Annotated in this window: 14 protein-coding genes and 1 pseudogene; 11 read left to right on the top strand and 4 right to left on the bottom strand. The window is 71.8% G+C overall.

Going from position 1 to position 16623, the window contains the following annotated elements:
- Positions 1-24: 24 nt before the first annotated feature.
- A pseudogene (locus ABT004_RS01845) lies at positions 25-1291 on the top strand (phytase).
- Positions 1292-1304: 13 nt separating this feature from the next.
- On the opposite strand, the gene ABT004_RS01850 reads toward ABT004_RS01845, so the two are convergent.
- Complete coding sequence (locus ABT004_RS01850) at positions 1305-1742, bottom strand: MarR family winged helix-turn-helix transcriptional regulator (RefSeq protein ID WP_351330803.1); 438 nt, start codon at positions 1740-1742, stop codon at positions 1305-1307.
- A gap of 115 nt (positions 1743-1857) precedes the next feature.
- On the opposite strand from ABT004_RS01850, the gene ABT004_RS01855 reads away from it, so the two are divergent.
- From ABT004_RS01855 to ABT004_RS01865, 3 genes are all read left to right on the top strand, one after another.
- Complete coding sequence (locus ABT004_RS01855) at positions 1858-2415, top strand: quercetin 2,3-dioxygenase (RefSeq protein WP_351330805.1); 558 nt, start codon at positions 1858-1860, stop codon at positions 2413-2415.
- Entirely contained in the window at positions 2400-3284 is an 885-nt protein-coding gene (locus tag ABT004_RS01860) for an alpha/beta hydrolase fold domain-containing protein (protein WP_351330806.1), read from the top strand. The genes ABT004_RS01855 and ABT004_RS01860 overlap by 16 nt, the downstream gene beginning before the upstream one ends.
- 70 nt (positions 3285-3354) lie before the next feature.
- Entirely contained in the window at positions 3355-4512 is a 1158-nt protein-coding gene (locus ABT004_RS01865; RefSeq protein WP_351330807.1) for an alpha-hydroxy-acid oxidizing protein, read from the top strand.
- Positions 4513-4520: 8 nt separating this feature from the next.
- Here the strand turns inward: ABT004_RS01865 and ABT004_RS01870 are convergent, their stop codons facing one another.
- Complete coding sequence (locus ABT004_RS01870; RefSeq protein WP_351330809.1) at positions 4521-5327, bottom strand: N-formylglutamate amidohydrolase; 807 nt, start codon at positions 5325-5327, stop codon at positions 4521-4523.
- A gap of 129 nt (positions 5328-5456) precedes the next feature.
- Here ABT004_RS01870 and ABT004_RS01875 point away from each other — a divergent pair, with 129 nt between their 5' ends.
- The 5 genes from ABT004_RS01875 to ABT004_RS01895 are packed head-to-tail and all read left to right on the top strand — an operon-like array spanning position 5457 to position 10729.
- Positions 5457-7475, top strand: a complete 2019-nt coding sequence (locus tag ABT004_RS01875; protein WP_351330810.1) for a CocE/NonD family hydrolase — start codon at positions 5457-5459, stop codon at positions 7473-7475.
- A 2-nt stretch (positions 7476-7477) separates the two neighbouring features.
- On the top strand, positions 7478-8374 hold the full coding sequence (locus tag ABT004_RS01880) for an ABC transporter substrate-binding protein (RefSeq protein ID WP_351330812.1): 897 nt from the start codon (positions 7478-7480) through the stop codon (positions 8372-8374).
- A gap of 23 nt (positions 8375-8397) precedes the next feature.
- Complete coding sequence (locus ABT004_RS01885; RefSeq protein WP_351330814.1) at positions 8398-9363, top strand: ABC transporter ATP-binding protein; 966 nt, start codon at positions 8398-8400, stop codon at positions 9361-9363.
- Positions 9360-10079 carry an ABC transporter permease gene (locus ABT004_RS01890; protein WP_351330816.1) on the top strand — a complete coding sequence of 240 codons (720 nt, stop codon included), beginning with the start codon at positions 9360-9362 and terminating at the stop codon, positions 10077-10079. The genes ABT004_RS01885 and ABT004_RS01890 overlap by 4 nt, the downstream gene beginning before the upstream one ends.
- Positions 10079-10729, top strand: coding sequence for an ABC transporter permease (locus ABT004_RS01895; protein ID WP_351330818.1), 651 nt, complete (start codon positions 10079-10081; stop codon positions 10727-10729). Before ABT004_RS01890 ends, ABT004_RS01895 begins: the two co-directional genes overlap by 1 nt.
- A 22-nt stretch (positions 10730-10751) precedes the next feature.
- Here ABT004_RS01895 and ABT004_RS01900 read toward each other — a convergent pair whose 3' ends face one another.
- On the bottom strand, positions 10752-13973 hold the full coding sequence (locus tag ABT004_RS01900; RefSeq protein ID WP_351330820.1) for an amidohydrolase family protein: 3222 nt from the start codon (positions 13971-13973) through the stop codon (positions 10752-10754).
- Positions 13974-14247: 274 nt separating this feature from the next.
- Here ABT004_RS01900 and ABT004_RS01905 point away from each other — a divergent pair, with 274 nt between their 5' ends.
- Positions 14248-14532 (top strand): tetratricopeptide repeat protein, encoded by a 285-nt coding sequence (locus ABT004_RS01905; RefSeq protein WP_451187729.1) that lies wholly within the window; start codon positions 14248-14250, stop codon positions 14530-14532.
- Positions 14533-14535: 3 nt separating this feature from the next.
- Here the strand turns inward: ABT004_RS01905 and ABT004_RS01910 are convergent, their stop codons facing one another.
- Positions 14536-15261, bottom strand: a complete 726-nt coding sequence (locus ABT004_RS01910; protein ID WP_351330824.1) for a dienelactone hydrolase family protein — start codon at positions 15259-15261, stop codon at positions 14536-14538.
- Positions 15262-15361: 100 nt separating this feature from the next.
- On the opposite strand from ABT004_RS01910, the gene ABT004_RS01915 reads away from it, so the two are divergent.
- Positions 15362-16573, top strand: coding sequence for a methyltransferase (locus tag ABT004_RS01915; RefSeq protein ID WP_351330826.1), 1212 nt, complete (start codon positions 15362-15364; stop codon positions 16571-16573).
- Positions 16574-16623: the final 50 nt, after the last annotated feature.

Genomic DNA, 16623 nt, shown 5'->3' on the forward strand with positions numbered 1-16623 from the left:
AGCTTTCACGTGACCACTCCACGGATGTCCCTGCTGGTCCTCGCCACCGCCGCCGCGCTCGCCGTGACCACGACGGGCCCCGCGCAGGCCGCCTCCCGGGCGCTGCCCGCCGTCGCGCCGCGCGCCGAGACCGCCGCCCTGCACGACGACGCGGCGGGCGGCGACGCGGACGCCGACGACCCGGCGATCTGGCGCAACCCCGCCGACCCCGACCGCAGCCTCGTCGTCGCCACCGCCAAACAGGGCGGCCTGCGCGTCTACGACCTCGACGCGCACGAGGTGCAGTCGCTCCCGGCGCCCGCGGGGCCCGGCGCCGACGACGCGCCCGGCCGGTTCAACAACGTCGACCTCGTCCACAGCGCCGGTCTCGGCGACCTGGCCGTGACCTCGGACCGGGGCAAACGACCGGCTGCGCCTGTACCGCATCGACCGCGACCGGACCGGCGGCCCGCTCACCGACGTCACCGACCCGAAGGCGGCCCCGGTCTTCTCCGGCTCCCAGGACGAGATCAACGAGCAGCGCACGGCGTACGGACTGGCCACCTGGACGGACCCGGCGAGCGGCCGCTCGTACGCCCTGGTGAGTCAGCGCGAGCGCACGCGCCTCGCCCTGCTGGAACTCAAGGGCAACGCCGACGGCACGGTCGGCTACACCAAGGTCCGCACCCTCGACCTGCCCTCCTCCTTCCGCCTCCCGAACGGCGCCGACTGGTCGCCGTGCGGCGAGCCCGGCGAACTGCCGCAGGTCGAGGGCATGGTGGTGGACCCGGCGACCGGCACGCTCTACGCCGGTCAGGAGGACGTCGGCATCTGGCGGCTGCGCGCCGACCTCGGCGGCACCCCGAAGCTGATCGACAAGGTGAAGGAGTTCGGGGTCCCCGGCATCTACGACGAGGCGAGCGAGGAGTGCGTGGCGGGCGCCGACCCGGGCTTCGGCGGCAAGCGCCTCACCGCGGACGTCGAGGGCCTGACCCTGGTCAACGAGAAGGACGGCGACGGTCTGTTGCTCGCCTCCAGCCAGGGCGACAGCACCTTCGCCGGCTACGACCGCGAGGTGTCCGACGCCAACGAGTACGAGGGCGGCTTCCGCGTCACACCTGCCTCGGGCCGACTGGACGGTTCCGAGGAGTGCGACGGCGCCGCCGCGCTGAACGAGCCGCTGGGCCGGCGCTTCCCGAACGGCCTCCTGGTGGTGCAGGACGGCCACGACGCGCCGGGCGATCCGGACCGCCCGTCCACCAACTTCAAGTTCGTGGACCTCGGCGCGGTCACGGACGCGGTCGCCGACTGACGGCCGCCGCGGGTCACTCCTCGTACGGCCCGCCCCACGGCGCCTCCAGCGCCGCACGCAGCGCGCCGAGCGCGTCCTCGCCGATGCGCTCGGCCAGCCTCGCCTCAAGACCGTCGAGAGCGCGGCGCGCCCGCTCGTGCGCGCGCCGCCCGCGGGCCGTGCGCCGCACCAGTCGCTGACGGGCCGAGGCGGGGTCCGGCACCTGCTCCAGGAACCCGTCCTCGATCAGCGCCCACACCGCCTGATGGACGGTCTGCCGGGTCACGCTCATGCGGCGGGCCAGCTCGGCGACGGTGGTGCCGTCCGCGTCGAGCATCGCGAAGAGCTGCATCTGGGTGGGCGTTATCGGCGCCTCCCCCTGCGCCCGGAGGGTCGCGAGCAGCCCGTCCTCGAACCAGCGCCTGGCCTCGCCCAGCAGCTGCGGCAGATCACGTCCGGGCTCGCTCGTCACTGCTTCCGTCCTTCCGGGTGGACCTCGTCACGGCCTCTTGCCTGCGGACCGCCTCGCGTGTCAGGCTACCTGACATGAACCGTCAGGCACCCTGACACGAAGTGAGGACGACATCATGACCATGGAATTCGCGACGCGCTATCGCAGCGCCTCCCGCATACCGGCCGACCCCTCGAAGCCGTACGTGATCGAGAAGGGCGAGGGAGACCGGGCCCACCTCTTCGGCGATCTCGTCACCGTCTACGCGGGCGGCGAGCAGACCGACAACACCTTCAACTTCTTCACCGTCGAGGGCCCGAAGGGCGACATCATCCCGGCCCATGTGCACGCGGACACCCACGAGGTGTTCTACGTGACGCAGGGCGCGGTCCGGCTCTTCGCCGAGGACCCCGAGGGCGAGCAGCTGGAGCGCCTGCTCACGCCGGGTGACTTCGGTTTCGTGCCGAAGAACTGCTCGCACGCCTACCGCATGGAGCGCCACCACTCCCAGGTCGTCGGCGTCGCCGCGGGCCCCGGCGGCACCTTCGAGCGCTTCTTCGAGACGCTGGGCACGCCGACGGAGGGCATGGGCCTGCCCGCCCAGCCGTTCATCCCCGAGCCGCACAAGTTCGGCACCGTGCCGCAGGAGTACGACGTGCGCTTCCTGCCCGACCACCAGTGGCGGACCTCGTGACGCCGGGCGAGCTGCGGCAGTTGATCGCCGCGCCGCACCCCGACGTCGCGCCGCTGCCGCGGGCGACCGAGTACGCGGACGGCGTGCGCGCGCTGCACGGTGTCCCGTACGCGGACCTGGACGGCGCCCGCCCACTGGAACTCGACCTGTGGCTGCCGGCCCCCGCGGGCCCGGCCCCGCTGGTGCTGTTCGTGCACGGCGGGGCGTGGCGGCGCGGCCGGCGTGGCGACATGGGTGTGCGTACGCGGGAGTGGACCCCCGGCCCGTTCGAGCAACTCGCCGCGGCGGGCCTCGCGGTGGCCTGCGTGGACTACCGGCTCAGCGGCGAGGCGACGTTCCCGGCGCCGCTGGACGACCTACGGTCGGCGCTGCGCTGGCTGGGGCTGCGTACGGCCGAGTTGGGCGTCGATTCCGAACGCACCGTCGTCTGGGGCGAGTCGGCGGGCGGCCACCTGGCGTCGATGCTCGCGCTCACGCACGACGAGCCGCGGCTCGCGGGGGCCGTGATCTGGTACGGCCCTGCGGATCTGACGACGCGGCGCGAACCGTTCGACCCGGAGAACCCGGCCACTCCCGAGGCCCTGCTGCTTGGCGGCGCGCCCGCTTTGGTTCCGGAACTGGCGGACGCGGCAAGCCCGTTGAAGCGGGTGCACGCGGACGCACCGCCGTTCCTCGTCGTGCACGGCGAGGCCGACTCGATGGTGGCGTGCTCGCACGGCCGTGAGCTGGCGGAGGCGCTGCGGGCAGCCGGGGCGCCGGTCGAGCTGCGGACGGTGCCGGGGGCCGACCACGGCTGGCACGGCGTGGACGAGGCCGAGGTCCGGCGGATCTTCACCGACTCCCTGGACTTCGTACGGCAGCGGACCTGACCACCCCTTTGCCCTGCGCCCTTGACCTGGCAGATTGGTGTGTCCCTGCCCCCTGGCGAAGAGGTGCGTGATGAGCCCGCAGTTCGGCGACTACCAATTCGAGATCTACCTCGACGGACTGCGGGGCGTCACACCCACGCAACCGATGGACTACGCCGCCCTCGAACAGCGGGCGCAGGCTGCCCTCTCCCCCTCCGTCTGGTCCTACGTGGCCGGGGGCGCGGGCGACGAGCACACGCAGCGCGCCAATGTGCGGGCCTTCGAGCGGTACGGGCTGGTGCCCCGGATGATGGTGGGCGCCACACAGCGCGACATGTCCGTGGACCTGTTCGGGATGCGGCTGGCCTCACCGCTGTTCATGGCTCCGGTGGGCGTGATCGGGCTGTGCGCGCAGGACGGGCACGGGGACCTGGCGACGGCGCGGGCCGCGGCGCGCACCGGCGTTCCCATGGTGGCCTCGACGTTGACGGTCGACCCGATGGAGGACGTGGCGGCGGAGTTCGGCGGGACACCGGGCTTCTTCCAGCTCTACACACCCACCGACCGGGCGCTCGCCGAGAGCCTGGTCAAGCGGGCGGAGGCGGCGGGCTACAAGGGCATCGTCGTCACGCTCGACACGTGGGTCACCGGCTGGCGCCCGCGCGACCTGTCGACGTCCAACTTCCCGCAGCTGCGCGGCCACTGCCTCGCCAACTACATGTCGGACCCGCGCTTCCAGGAGATCGCCGCGAGCACCGACCCCACGGACCTCGTCCGTTCCTGGGTCGGCCTCTTCGGCAACCCGCTCACCTGGGACGATCTGCCGTGGCTGCGCTCACTGACCGATCTGCCGCTGATCCTCAAGGGCATCTGCCACCCCGAGGACGTGCGCCGCGCCAAGGACGGCGGCGTGGACGGCATCTACTGCTCCAACCACGGCGGCCGCCAGGCCAACGGCGGCCTCCCCGCGCTCGCCGCGCTGCCCGGCGTCGTCGAGGCGGCGGACGGCATGCCGGTGCTCTTCGACTCCGGAGTCCGCTCGGGCGCCGACGTCATCAAGGCCCTGGCGCTCGGCGCGACGGCGGTGGGTGTCGGCCGCCCGTACGCGTACGGGCTCGCGGTCGGTGGCGACGACGGGCTCGTCCATGTGCTGCGCTCGCTGCTCGCCGAGGCCGACCTGATCATGGCGGTGGACGGCTATCCGACGCTGGCGGATCTCACGCCGGAGTCACTGGCCGGGCTGGACTGAGCCACCGGTCACGCTGGACTGAGCCCGGCGTCGCGGGTCACCGCGTCGACCAGGTTCGCGAGCGCGTCGGCGGCCTTCGCCAGTCCGTCGTGCGGGGTGACCGGTTCGTCGAGGTAGCGATCGCGGCGCAGTTCCAGCATGAGGGCGCTCACGCGGGGCTCGTTGCCGTAGTGCGCCAGGGGGACGTACGCGCCTGCGAAGGGGGTGTTCTCCGCCGTGTCCCCGTACGCCGCGAAGGCCTCGCGGGCCGCGGCGAGGAGGGTGTCCGGGGTGTGGAACGGGTCGGTGCCCAGGCAGACCGGTGGGCGCGGGTCCGTGCCGTGCAGTTCGTAGGGCAGGGCGTGGCTCGGGTAGGAGTGGACGTCGATGACGACCGCCCGGCCGGTCGCCGACAGGCGGTCGGCCACGGCCCGTGTCATGGCCTGCGCGTACGGGTGGAAGTACGTGTCCAGCAAGGCGTCCTCGTCGGCCGGGGGTTCGGGGCGCAGTGGCTCGCGGTGTGTCGTGCGTGTGTAGACCGCGCCCATGCCGACCGACCGCATCTCCTCGCGTTCGTCGGGGAACCGCTCCGGGTCGACGACCAGGCGCGAGCGCTCGTTGACGAATCGCCATGGTGTGACGGCGGCGGTACGCGCGGCGCGGTCCGCGATGACATCGGTGTGGGCGTCGGTGATGAGGTCCAGCTCACGGGCGAGTGCCTCCCCTTGGAGCAGCAGGCCTTCGCGTACGCGCGCCGGGATCTCGCGGGAGGCGTGCGGCACGTGCAGGAGCACCGGGGATGACGGGTGGCCGGGGTGCAGCCGGTACGTTTCCATGGCTTCCACTCTCCCACCCCGTCCACTTTCTGGGACAGGTGGTTTCGAGGTGTGGGAGCGGGGTAGGGAGCCCGATCGCTACTACTGAATGACCAGTGAGTAGCTGAAGTTCGACAGGAGTACCTCACCTTGCCCGTAGCACCTTCAGAACTCGTGCGTCACCTGTGGATTCCGCTCGCCGACGGCACGCGGCTCGCCGCCCGTGTCTGGCTCCCGGAAGGCACCGCACGACCGGCGCCCGCGATCCTCGAGTACATCCCGTACCGCAAGAACGACGGGACGGCCGACCGCGACAACAGCCTGCACGCCCGCTTCGCCGCGTCCGGCTACGCCGCCGTCCGCGTCGACCTGCGCGGCAGCGGCGACTCCGACGGGCTGATGCTCGACGAGTACGCGCAGCAGGAGCTGGACGACGGCGTCGAGGTCATCGCGTGGCTCGCGGAGCAGGAGTGGTGCGACGGCACCGTCGGCGTGATCGGCAAGTCGTGGGGCGGCTTCAACGGACTGCAGCTCGCGGCCCTGCGCCCGCCGGCGCTGAAGGCGATCGTGACGGTCTGCTCGACGGACGACCGGTACGCCGACGACGTGCACTTCACGGGCGGTTCGCTGATCGCCTCCGAGATGCTGCCGTGGGCGTCGACGATGCTCGCCTACAACGCGCGGCCCGCCGACCCGGCCGTGGTCGGCGACGACTGGCGCGAGCGGTGGCTGGAGCGGATGGCGGACACCCCGGTGTACGTCGAGGAGTGGCTGCGGCACCAGACCCGCGACGCCTTCTGGAAGCACGGCTCGGTGTGCGAGGACTTCGGCGCGATCGAGGCCGCGGTGCTCGCGGTGGGCGGCTGGTACGACCCGTACTGCGGGGCCGTGCTACGCCTCCTCGAGGGTGTCGGCAACGCTCCCGTGCGCGCGCTGGTCGGGCCGTGGGCGCACACGTACCCGCACCAGGCGGCGCCCGGGCCCGCGATCGACTTCCACGGTGAAGTGGTGCGCTGGTTCGACCAGTTCCTGCGCGGCGAGGACACCGGGGCCCTGAACGATCCGGCGCTGCGCGCGTGGCTGCCCGAGTGGGCGGCGCCCGGTGGTGACCGGGAGCAGCGTCCCGGCCGGTGGGTGGCCGAGCAGCAGTGGCCGTCCGAGCGCATCGAGCGGCAGGCGTTCGCGCTGGCCGGCGAGGCGGCGGGCGAGGCCGTCGGACACGACCCGCTGCGCTTCCGTGACGCACACCTCGACAGCACCCGCGTGCTCGGTACGGCGGGCGGCAGCTGGCTCCAGTTCGGCGACGCGGCCGGACAGTTCGGCCCGCAGGGCGGCGACGACGGGCTCGCGCACTGCTTCACCACGACGCCGCTCGACGAGCGCCACGAGATCCTCGGTGTCCCGTCCGTGACGCTGCGGGTGAGCGCCGACCGGCCCGCGGCACAGCTCGCGGTGCGCCTCAACGACGTCGCACCGGACGGCAGTTCACGTCTCGTGACCCGCGGCCTGCTCAACCTCACGCACCGCGAGGGGCACGAGGAGACGCTGCCGCTGGAGCCCGGGCAGGCGTACGACGTGACCGTGCCGCTGATGGCGACCGCGCACGCCTTCGCACCGGGACACCGCATCCGGGTCGCGGTCTCGTCCTCGTACTTTCCGCTGGCCTGGCCGTCGCCCGAGCCGGTCACCGTCACCCTGCACGCCTCCCCCGCCGCCGCGCTCCACCTGCCCGTACGGCCGCCGACGGACGCGGACGACGAGCTGCGCCCCTACGGGGAGCCGCAGCCGGATCTGCCGGTCGAGCTGTCCACGTCCGGTGACGGCTCCTCGCGGCGGATCGAGCACGACCCGGTCTCTGGCCGCACGGACATCGAACTCGTCGTCAAGGACGGCGAGTTCAAGGACCTCACCGACGGCCTGTGGAAGCGCGGCCACGCCGTCGACCGCTTCTCGCTCACCGAGGGCGACCCGTCCTCGGCCGTCGTGGAATGCGAGCGCACCGAGGAGGGCGGGCGCGGCGACGACTGGCACTGGAAGGTCGTCACGCACAGCCGGATGACCTCCGACAGCACGTTGTTCACCGTCGTCAACACCCTCACCGCCTACGAAGGGGACACCCGCGTCTTCGATCGCACCACGGACGCCGTGATTCCCCGGCAGGGAGTCTGAGCATGCGCAGACGCACGTTCCTCACCGGTTCGCTCGGTGTCGTCGCGGCCGCCGGGGTGGCCACGGCCACCGGGTCCGCGGCCGGCACCGGGCCCGTGATCACGGTCGGCTCCAAGCAGTTCACCGAGTCGTGGGTGATGGGAGAGCTGTACGCCCAGATCCTCCGCGCGCGCGGTTTCGACGTCGTCCTCAAGTCCAACGTCGGCAGCGCCGACCTCATCGACCGCGCGCTGCGCAACGGGCAGATCGACCTCTACCCGGAGTACACGGGCGTCGTCCTGCAGACGTTCGCGATGCCGAAGCACATGCCGACGACGGCGCACGACACGTACGTGGCGGCGAAGAAGTTCGAGGCGGGGCGCGGGATTTCACTGCTGCCGCCGACACCGTTCCAGAACCGCAACGCCGTCGCCGTGCGCACCGCCGACGCCCGTGAGCACGGGCTGAAGACGGTCGGCGACCTCAAGCGCCTGGGGAAGATGTCGTACGCCGAGTACCCCGACAACATCACGGGTCCGCTCGGCTTCGACGCCATCGTCAAGGCGTACGGGCTGCACGACATGAAGGTGCGGCCGCTCAACATCGGCCTGCAGTACCCGGCGTTGAAGAACGGGGACGTGGACGCGGCCGACGTGTTCACCACCGACCCACAGCTGCGCCGCTACGACTTCACCATCCTCGACGACGACCAGGCCATCTTCGGGTTCCAGAACGTCTCCCCCGTCGTGCGCACGTCCCTCGTCGAGAAGTACGGCGAGCGGCTCACCGAACCGCTCGACGCCGTCGACGAGTTGCTCACGGAGGAAGCCATGCAGGCCCTCAACGAGGCCGCCGCGATCATGCGGCTGAGCCCGGCGAAGGTCGCCGACCGGTTCCTGAGAGCGAACAAGCTGATATGACCGTGACCGAGGAGCATTCCACGATGCAGACCGCTGGCGCCGCCGACGACATAGTTTTCGATGCGGCGACCAAGACGTACGACGGCACGGGCGAACCCGCCGTCGACGCGCTGTCCCTGACGGTTCCGGCAGGCGAGATCTGCGTCCTGCTCGGCGCCTCCGGGTGCGGCAAGACGACCGCGCTCACCCTCGTCAACCGGCTCACGGAGCTGACGAGCGGGGACATCCGGATCGGCGGCAGCAGCATCCGTGAGCAGGACGTCATCGAACTGCGGCGCGGCATCGGCTACGTCATCCAACAGGCCGGTCTCTTCCCGCACTTGACGATCGAGGAGAACGTCGCGACGGTGCCGCAGGTGCTCGGCTGGAGGAAGCCGAAAATCGCGGAGCGCTCGCGCGAACTGCTCGAACTCGTCGGCCTTCCGCACAAGGAGTACGCCCACCGGTATCCGTCCCAACTGTCGGGCGGTCAGCGCCAACGCGTCGGCATCGCACGGGCGTTGGCGGCCGATCCGCCCATCATGCTGATGGACGAGCCGTTCGGCGCGCTCGACCCGGTGACGCGCGAGCACGTGCAGGACGAGTTCCTGAAGCTCCAGGAGCAGGTGCAGAAGACCACGCTGTTCGTCAGCCACGACATCGACGAAGCCGTTCGCATGGGCGACCGCATCGCGATCCTCGCCAAGGGCGGCAAGCTGCTCCAGTACGACACCCCGGAGCGGATCCTGCGCGAGCCGGCCGACGACTACGTGGCCCGGTTCGTCGGCACGGACCGGGGGCTGAAGGCGCTGACGCTGCGCACACTCGGCGACCTGAAGCTGGAGCCCGCGGGCAATGCGTCGGACGACGGCGCGCTGCGCACCAGTGACACCCTGCGGACCGCCCTGTCGGCGCTGATGGCGGGCGGCGCCGAGCGGCTGCCCGTCACGGACGAGGCCGGCAAGCCGGTCGGCTCCGTGACCGTCGAGCTGATACGGGAGGCAGCGTGATCTCGCTCGCCAATGGGCCCGTCATCCCCGACTTCGGCACGGTCGGTTCGTGTGTGCGCGACAACGGTGTGTTCTGCGTCGACTGGTTCACCGCGAACTTCTCCAGCGTGTTCGGACCCGCTCTCGTCCAGCATGTGCGCCTCACGGTGATCGCGGTCGGGATCGGTTTCCTGATCGCGTTCCCGCTGGCGCTGCTCGCGCACTTCCGCAAGTGGCTGGTCAGGCCGCTCGGCGGACTCACCTCGTTCCTCTACACGATTCCGCCGATGGCGCTGTTCACGCTGCTCGTCCCGGTGTCGGGCCTGTCCGTGCTCACCGCCGAGATCGCCCTGGTCTCGTACACGCTGATGGTGCTGTTCAAGTCGACGATCACGGGACTCGGTGAGGTGCCCGAGGACGTGCGCAGGGCCGGTGTCGGCATGGGGCTGACCCGGCGCGAGATCCTGTGGCGCATCGAGCTGCCGCTCGCGCTGCCCGCCGTGATCAGCGGGCTGCGGGTGGCGACCGTGACCACGATCAGTGTGGTCGAGATCGCCGCGTTCATCATCGACCAGGGCCTCGGTTCGCCGATCATCCAGGGCCTCCAGTCGCCGTTCAACACACAGTTCATCGGGGCAGGCCTGCTCGCCGTGGCGCTCGCGCTCGCCACCGACGGACTGCTCGTACTGCTCGGCAGGGCGCTCACCCCGTGGGCCAGGACGCGGAGGGCCGTCTGATGCACACCTTCCTCGCGAGTTTCTCGTTCATGGCCGACCACTTCGGCCTACTGTTCAGCCGGACCGTCGACCATCTGCTGCTCTCGGCGGCTGCCGTCGCCGTGGCCCTGGTGATCGGGGTGCCGCTCGGTGTGTGGCTCGGGCACCGCGGCAAGGGCTCGTTCCTGACCGTGAGCATCTCCAACATCGGCCGGGCGCTGCCCTCGCTCGCCCTCATCGCGATCTTCCTGGGCCTGCTCGGCATCGGGTTCGTGAACGTCATGACGGCGCTGGTCATCATGGCGATCCCGCCGGTGCTCACGCACGCGTACCTCGGTGTGGAGCAGGTCGACGCGGACCTGGTACGGGCCGCGCGCGGCATGGGGCTCACGCAGTGGCAGATCCTGTGGCGGGTCGAACTGCCGCTCGCGCTGCCGGTGTTGTTCACCGGCATCCGGATCGCCGTCGTGTACGTGATCTCCAGCGCGACCCTGGCCGCCGTCGCCGGTGGCGGTGGGCTCGGTGACATCATCCTCAACCAGGTGTCGTACGGCCTGTCCGGTGTCATCGCGGCGGCGCTGTGGGTGGCGGTGCTCGCGCTGGTCGCCGACGGCCTGTTCGGGGCCGTCGGCAACCGGCTCGCGCCGCGCGGGACCAGGCTCAAGGCCTAGCGTCCGTCGTCTGGGTCAGCGCCTAGACTCCGGCGTCGCAGCACCCTTCCCGGCGCATGAGGCGGCCCACTTCCAGCCAGTCGTCACCGGTGGCCCTCAGAGTTCTGGGGGTCACCGGTTCGAACGAGCCGACGAGGTCGGCCTGGTGGAACGGGACGCCGCCGCGCAGCACCGCCGTCGTACGGATCAGGTCGTCGAAGTCGGTGAACGGGTCGCCGTCGACGATCGTGAGGTCGGCGAGCTTGCCCTCCTCCAAGGTGCCCAGGTCGGCGTCCGCCCCGAAGACCCGGGCGGGCATCAGCGTCGCCGTGTGCAGGGCCTGGGCCGGGGAGAGGCCGCCGCGGTGCAGGGCGCGCAGCGCGAGGTGGAGGTGCAGACCGACCGGGACGAGCGGCTGGTCGGTGCCGAGCGCGATGTTCCCGCCCGCCGCGAGAACACGCCGGTAGACCGCGACCTCCCGGTCCAGCGTGGCGAGTTGGGCGGCGGTGGGCGCGGCCCCGGCGAGCTTCTCCACGGCGGCGGTGTCCCACGGTGGCATCAGCCGCGTGACCCGCGGATCGTCCGCGAGGGCCGGATCGGCGCCGATCAGCGGCTGCGCCGTGAACGGGGTGGCGATGAGATGGAAATCGCCGGTCTCCGTGTAGATCTCCTGGACGTCCTGTCCGGCGTGCCCGCTCGCCGTCGTCGCGTGCCCGAACTCCAGGCGCTGGGTTGCCTGGAGATGGGTCGTCAGGTCCTGGCCGAGCTGGATTCCCGGCGTGCACAGATGGCTGCCGCTGCGCACCCCGAGCCGCTCGTGCGCGAACTCGGCGGCCTCCTTCATCACCCAACCCGGCGCCCGCACGTAGGTCTTGACGAAATCCCAGTCCAGCGCGGCGGCCCGGTCGAGCGAGCGGCGCAGGCCCGCACGGGTGCGGTGGGCGCGGCCCATGCTGTAGGCGATGCGCGGCCCGTCGAGCAGTTCCCCGGTGGCGAGGAGCCGCGGCCCCGCGAGCGCCCCCGCGTACACGGCCTCGCGGATGCGCGCCTGCTCGTAGGCGAAGCCGCCGAGGGAGACCGCGGTCGTGATGCCGTACGCGAGTTGCAGCGCGGTCTGGCGGCCGCCGTAGGTCGACTGCCAGGGGTGGGTGTGGGCGTCGAAGAGGCCGGGGATCACGGTCCTGTCGGAGGCGTCGACGCGCTTGGCGGTCGCCTTGTTGCCCGCGCGGTGCGGGGTGACGGCGGCGATGCGGCCGCCCTCGATGGTGAGGTCGACGTCGTCGCGGACCTCGGATCCGGTGCCGTCCCAGAAGCGGCCGGCGTGCACGACGGTGTCGGCGGGGCGGGGGCGGCGGTGGTCGAGCGGGATCCGTACGGTGCGGGCGGTGCCCTTCGCCACGTCGAGGAGGCGGAGCCGGCCCGCGCTCAGGTAGAGGAGCCGTCGGCTGTCGGCGGACCAGCTCGGGTGGTCGGCGGCCTCGTCGGTGACCTGGCGGGGGTCGCCGTCCGGGGTGCCGTCGGGGCGGACGGGCAGCAGCCACAGCGCGGACTCGACGACCACGGCCATGGTGCGGCCGTCGGGCGACCAGGCGGGCCCGGAGTCGTAGCGGTCGGCGATCGAGACATGCGGGGCGACCTGGTGAACGACGGCCTTCCCGCTCTTGGTGTCGACGACGCGGATGAGGTTGTAGCCCTCGCGGAAGCGCTGGTTGAGGCGGCTGCGGTCGCACAGCGCCACGTATCTGCCGTCGGGTGACCAACAGGGTCTGCCGGGCAGTCCGCCGCTGCCCATCGGCGCGGCGAGGACACGTTCGGTGCCCGCGGCTAGTTCGCGCAGAACAAGATTGCCGGACATGTCGATGCACGCCAGGCGCTCCCCGTCGGGCGAGAGCGCGGGAAACACGCGGCCGCCCTCGGCGAGCACGGTCTCCTTGCCGCTGTCCAGGTCGTGGCGGCGTACGGAGAACAGGCCCGCCCGGTCGTCGGCGTAGACGAGCGCCTTGCCGTCGGGGGTCCAGGTCGGGGCGAGTACGTAGCGGGTCTGCGGTGCCTGGACGACCTTGCGCGGGGCGCGGCCGCCCGAAGTGGCGCCGACCCACAGGGAGTTGAGGGCGGCGAAGGCCACCTGCTTGCCGTCGGGCGACAGGGCCGGCAGGTGCGGGGAGCGGACCTGCCGGACTCCCCCGGCCTCGAAGTCGTACCGCTTGACGCGGTAGCGCGGGCGGTCGACCGGGAGCTTCGCGGTGAACGTGATCTGTTCGCCCTCGCTCGGGGCGGCGGGACGGACGAGGCGGAAGCGGCCGTCGACGGTGAGGAGCAGAGTGTCGGGACCCGTCCAGCGGGGCGGTACGGGGGCGACGTCGCCCGGGACCGCGACCGGCTTTCCGTCGACGACGAGGGTGCAGGTGGCGGTGGGTGCGGCGGTGGTCCGCAGGTAGGCGAGCGGCCCCTTGGGCCCCGGGGCCACGGCGGGCGTCATGACCTGGGCGCCGGAGTCGTCGGTGTGCTCGGTGGTGACGGCTCCGGTGCCGTCGGCGGCGACCGAGGCGAGGGTGGAGGCCTGGAGGGTCCCGGCGTCGGTGACCACTCCCCGCACGAAGAGCACGCGGGTGCCGTCGGCGGACCAGGTCGGGTCGAAGTCCTCCCAGGCACCGCCCTGCCCCGGGCCTTCCTGGCCGGGAGCGCCGGTGAGGCGGGTGAGGGTTCCGTCGCGTACGTCGATGGTCCAGATGCGGTACGGGGCGGCGTGCTCGGGGTCACCACCGCGCTCGGAGGCGAAGGCGATCCGGTGGCCGTCCGGCGACCAGGCGGGACCGCGGTCGTCCCACGGACCGTCGGTGAGCTGCTTCGGTGTGCCGCCGTCGGCGTCCACGAGCCACAGATGGAAGCCGCCGCCCTGGTAGCCGCAGACGACGAGCCGCTCCCCGTCGGGGGCGAACTGGGGGCGGGTGGGCTCGAGTTCGGGGGTGGTGAGCGGTCTCGCGGTGCCGCCCTTGCGCGGGATCGACCACAGGATGTTCTGGATCTCGGCGACGAAGCGGTCGCCAGGCGGGGCGAGGGTGGCGGCGCCGTTGGTGGCGGCGGTGAAGGAGAGCGATCCGGGGGCGGCGGTCGCGGTGGCCGATGCCGCCGCCGTCGCCGGTTCGAGAAGCGGGCCTGCGCCCGCGGCGACGGCGCCGGCCGTGGCGGTGGTGGTCTGCAGGAAGCGGCGGCGAGTGAAGGAGGGCCCGGTGGAGACGGGGGTGGTGTCGCGGGTGGTGTCCATGAGACTCCCATTGCACGGAGGGCGTGGGGCCCCACGGGGCCGAGGGGACCCGTGGGCCTTGCGGGACCGAACTGTGCGCGAGTCGAAGAAGGGACGCACAGCAACATACGTGTCACCCGCAGTGAGTCAACATGGCCGACGCCACGAACCGGGCGACGGACACCCGGGAATACCCCACCCGGTACCTCCGTTGGAGGTGTCGAGCAAGGAGGAGACAGTGGAGCAGAAGTACTACACGCACGGGACGGCCGCGGAGCGCTGGGACCGTGCCCAGATGTTCTTCGACGCGAAGGAGTACGCGAACGCCGCCCGGATCCTCGACGGTCTCGTCGAGGAGGTTCCCGAGCAGACCGGTCCCCGCCTCCTCCTGGCCCGTTCGTACTACCACTCGGCCCAACTGCGCCGCGCCGAGACCGAGTTGCGCACCATCGTGGAGCGCGACCCGGTGGAGCACTACGCCCGCCTGATGCTCGGCCGCACGCTGGAGCGCCAGGGCCGGACCGACGAGGCGGGACCGCACCTGCGAATGGCGTCGGCCCTCGCGGGCGACTTCAACTAGAAGTCACTCCGTTACGGGCACGCACTCGGCGAGCAGGTCGACGATGTCGCGCCAGGCGCGCCGCGCGTGCCGGGGGTGGTGACCTACGCCGGGGACCATGGGGTGGTCGACCGGCGGGTGGTGGAAGGCATGCAAGGCACCGCCGTAGACCGCGAGGCGCCAGTCGACGCCCGCTGCCTGCATCTCGGCGGCGAACGCTTCCCGTTGGGCGGGCGTCATGATCGGGTCTTCCGACCCGACCCCCGCCCACACGGGGCAGCGAATGTGTGCCGCCTCGCCCGGTCGGCCCGTGGTCACTGCGTTGACCGTTCCGATCGCCCGCAAGTCGACGCCGTCGCGTCCGAGTTCCAGCGCGATCGCACCCCCGGTGCCGTAGCCGACAGCAGCGATCCGGTCGGGGTCGGTCCGCGGCTCCGCGCGCAGCACCCCGAGTGCCGCGTGGCCGATGCCCCGCATCCTGTCGGGGTCGGCGAGCAGCGGCATGCACCGGGCCAGCATCTCCTCGGGGTCGCCCAGATAGCGCCCGCCGTGGAGGTCGAAGGCCAGCGCCACGTATCCCAGCTCGGCCAGGGCATCGGCTCGGTGTCGCTCGACGTCGCTGAGCCCCGTCCCCTCGGGCCCGATCAGGACGGCGGGGCGGCGGTCATCACCGGCGGGGAGTGCGAGGTGTCCGGTCATCGTGAGGGAATCGGCCGCGTACTCGACCGTACGTGTGGTTACCGTCGTCATGAGTCTGGACCGTAGTGCGCTTCCCGCCAGGTCGGGCCGGTGTTCACCGCCGGCGGACGGCGATCCGACCGCGCCGTGACTCGGCTAGCCTTGCTGAACGATGAACCGCACAGATCAGCCCGCTCAGCCCGCGCCGGCCCCCCGGCTGACCACGCCCTGGGGAGACGTCGACCTCACCCGCTTCCCGGAGAACCCCCGCGACCTGCTGCGCGCGTGGGACGCCGCGGACACGTACCTCCTGCGGCACCTCGCCGAGACGGAGACGGACCTGACCGGGGCGGTGACGGTGGTGGGCGACCGCTGGGGCGCTCTGGCCACGGCACTCACGGGGATCCCGGGCTGCACGCCGACCCCGATCTCGGACTCGTACCTCGGCCATCAGGCGACGTACGCGAACCTGACGCGGAACGAGCACGCGGGAGCGGCCCGTCTCCTCACCACGCAGGACACCCCGCCCCAGCGCATCGACGTCCTTCTGATTCGCGTCCCGAAGAGCCTCGCCCTGCTCGAGGACCAGCTGCACCGCCTGCGCCCCGCCGTGCACGCGAACACGGTGGTGATCGGCACCGGCATGGTGAAGGAGATCCACACGTCGACGCTGAACCTGTTCGAGCGGATCATCGGCCCGACGCGCACGTCACTGGCGGAGAAGAAGGCGCGCCTCATCTTCACCGAGCCGGACCCGTCCCTCACCCCGGCGCCGAATCCGTGGCCGCACACCTATCAACTCCCGTCCGGCATCGGCCCGTTGTCGTCCCGCCCGGTCGTCAACCACGCGGGCGTGTTCTGCGCGGAGCACCTCGACATCGGCACGCGCTTCCTCCTCCAGCACCTCCCCCAGGGCACCGACGCACGCACGATCGTGGACCTGGGCTGCGGCAACGGTGTCGTGGGTACGAGCGCCGCGCTCACCCACCCGAACGCGGACGTCGTCTTCACCGACGAGTCGCACCAGGCGGTGGCTTCGGCGCGGGCCACGTACGCGGAGAACGTCGGCGACCGCCCCGGCAAGGCCGACTTCCGCGTCGCCGACGGCCTCGCCGACACACCTCCCGGCTCCGTGGACCTGATCCTCAACAACCCCCCGTTCCACACCCACCAGGCCACCACGGACGCGACAGCCCACCGCATGTTCACCCAGGCCCGCGCGGCCCTCCGCCCCGGCGGCGAACTGTGGGTGGTCGGCAACCGCCACCTCGGCTACCACGTAAAACTTCGCCACCTCTTCGGCAACAGCCAACTGGTGGCCAGCAACGCGAAGTTCGTCATCCTGAAGGCAACCAAGCGCGAGCCCCGCGGCCGACGCGACTGAGGGTGTTCAGGCCCGCCCGTGCGAGACCGGCATCGGCATCAGCGGGAACA

The sequence above is a fragment of the Streptomyces sp. NPDC002790 genome, assembly GCF_040295505.1.
In the GTDB taxonomy this organism is placed as follows: Bacteria; Actinomycetota; Actinomycetes; order Streptomycetales; family Streptomycetaceae; genus Streptomyces.